The sequence below is a fragment of the Vibrio makurazakiensis genome (assembly GCF_050337375.1).
Taxonomy (GTDB): domain Bacteria; phylum Pseudomonadota; class Gammaproteobacteria; order Enterobacterales; family Vibrionaceae; genus Vibrio; species Vibrio makurazakiensis.
Genome location: NZ_JAKJSW010000383.1, coordinates 1 through 2271, shown reverse-complemented (window position 1 = coordinate 2271; position 2271 = coordinate 1). Strand labels below are relative to the sequence as shown.

3 protein-coding genes are annotated in these 2271 nt (G+C 41.7%); all 3 read right to left on the bottom strand.

Going from position 1 to position 2271, the window contains the following annotated elements:
* Positions 1 to 812: YcjX family protein (locus L4C33_RS21655; protein ID WP_428814453.1), on the bottom strand; the 812-nt coding region annotated here is incomplete at its 3' end.
* A 186-nt stretch (positions 813 to 998) separates the two neighbouring features.
* Entirely contained in the window at positions 999 to 1184 is a 186-nt protein-coding gene (locus L4C33_RS21650) for a hypothetical protein (RefSeq protein ID WP_428814452.1), read from the bottom strand.
* Between the two features lie 150 nt (positions 1185 to 1334).
* Positions 1335 to 2271, bottom strand: a 937-nt coding sequence (locus L4C33_RS21645; protein ID WP_428814451.1) for a fumarate hydratase C-terminal domain-containing protein, incomplete at its 5' end; no start/stop codon positions are given.

Genomic DNA, 2271 nt, shown 5'->3' with positions numbered 1-2271 from the left:
GTAGAAAAGTGATTCTTATAAAAAGCTTTAACCACTTTCTGTTGATACTCTTCATAACGTTTTTTGAGCATACTGTAGTTTGAAGATTTCCCTTTAACATCTCCTTCCATTTTATACGGAAAGAACTGCAGTACCGGCGCTCCCTCTAATTCTCCTGGTAACACAAAACGACCAGGTTGAACCCAATGTAGCCCTTCGTTTTTGCAACTATGCAGATAGTCTGTATAGCTTTGAGCAACGTCAGCCAAATACTTTTCGTTGATTTCGGCATTTGGGTCAAAAGATTCAAGCTTCAAAAGCCATTGTTCAGCAAGCCCTTTGCGCTTACCTTTCATTGCATCAAATTGACTTTGGCTCCAGGCTTCAAAGTCCATGTCTAACAAAGGCAGATCAAGCAGCCATTCACCAGGATAATCAATAATATCGACATTAAGGGTGCTGTTCTTTGACAGTAGTTTTTTAGCCCCAGAAGTTGGTTTGTATTTAATCGCTAAACGTATTTCACTCACATCGCGAGTAGGTACAGGCCATTCTGGTGGGGAGGATTGCAAAGATTCCATTGCCTGATCATACGAGAACCGCGGCACCATCATATTTGACTGAGGTACGCGTTTTGCTCCTATGATTCGGCTATCTCTTGATGCAGAAAGCAAAGGCAAATTACTGTGTGTGGAAGTATGCAATAGCTGATTGACCATAGACGTAATGAACGCCGTTTTCCCAGCTCGGGATAAGCCAGTCACTGCAATCCTCAAATGAGAGTCCATCCCTCTATTGATAAAATCATTCACTTCCTGAGTAATTTTCTTCATTCAACCAACCTCTGCTTATTAACCGTCTTAATTATGCAATGTCTAACCTTAATGCTAAATGAACAAAAAGATTTAATGAACAAGCAATACGATATAAAAGTTCATACGTTACAAATAAAAGCCCCTGACTACTGGGTAATCAGGGGCTAAAAATTGATGTGAAGCCAGAATTAAAAAGCTTTTCGCTTAATCGTCTTCTATGAGCTTATAGATAACGAATAGAGATATCTCTGCAATCAGCCATAAAGCACATGTGATAGTGACGTATTTTTCATTAAAGATACTGATGCCATTTAAGATCAGATCGTAACCAATAAATCCACCAATCACTACTGCAAGAATGATTTGTAGGATTTGGATGAAACGAGGCATAGCGCTCTCCTAAATTATTGTTTATGTAAACACTATATCATTGATAAATAGAAAAAAGGGTAGCAATTGCCACCCTTTCATTATATTTATTGGCACATTTGTGACAACGAGTACTTTGATCAATCTAAGTTTGCTTAACGCAACGCTTAATTACTTCTCAGCTTCAGCGATTTTCACTTTCCAAGTATCAGGACCAATTTGGTGTGCATTAGCACCTGTTGAATCTACCGCTACTGTTACAGGCATATCTTCAACTTCAAATTCATAAATAGCTTCCATACCTAAATCTTCAAATGCAACAACGCGARCTTTCTTAATCGCTTTCGCAACTAGATAAGCAGCGCCGCCAACAGCCATTAGGTAAACCGCTTTGTGCTCTTTGATTGATGCTACCGTTGCAGGGCCACGTTCAGCTTTACCGATCATACCCATAATGCCAATGTCGTTTAGCATCATGTCGGTGAACTTATCCATACGCGTTGAAGTCGTTGGGCCAGCTGGGCCTACTGCTTCATCACCAACTGCATCTACAGGGCCAACGTAGTAGATAAACTTATCTTTCAGGTCAACGCCTTCAGGTAAGCCTTCGCCACTTTCAATCATGCCTTGTATACGTTTATGTGCTGCGTCACGACCCGTTAAGATCTTACCTGAAAGAAGAACCGTTTCGCCGGTTTTCCACTCTTGAACATCTTCTTTAGTTACTTCATCAAGGTTAACACGGCGTGTATTTGCGCCCGCTTCCCAAGTGATATCTGGCCATTCTTCTAGCTTAGGTGGCGTTAGCTCTGCTGGGCCGCTACCGTCTAGTGTGAAGTGTACGTGACGAGTTGCTGCGCAGTTCGGGATCAAACAAACAGGTTTAGATGCTGCGTGCGTTGGCGCAGTTTTGATTTTCACGTCAACAACAGTAGTTAGGCCACCAAGACCTTGTGCACCAATACCTAGCTTGTTCACTCGGTTAAAGATATCTAGACGAAGCTCTTCTTCTGCGTTTTCAGGGCCTTTCTCGATAAGCTCTTGAATGTCGATGTGTTCCATCAGCGATTCTTTTGCCAATACTGCAGCTTTCTCAGCAGTACCACCA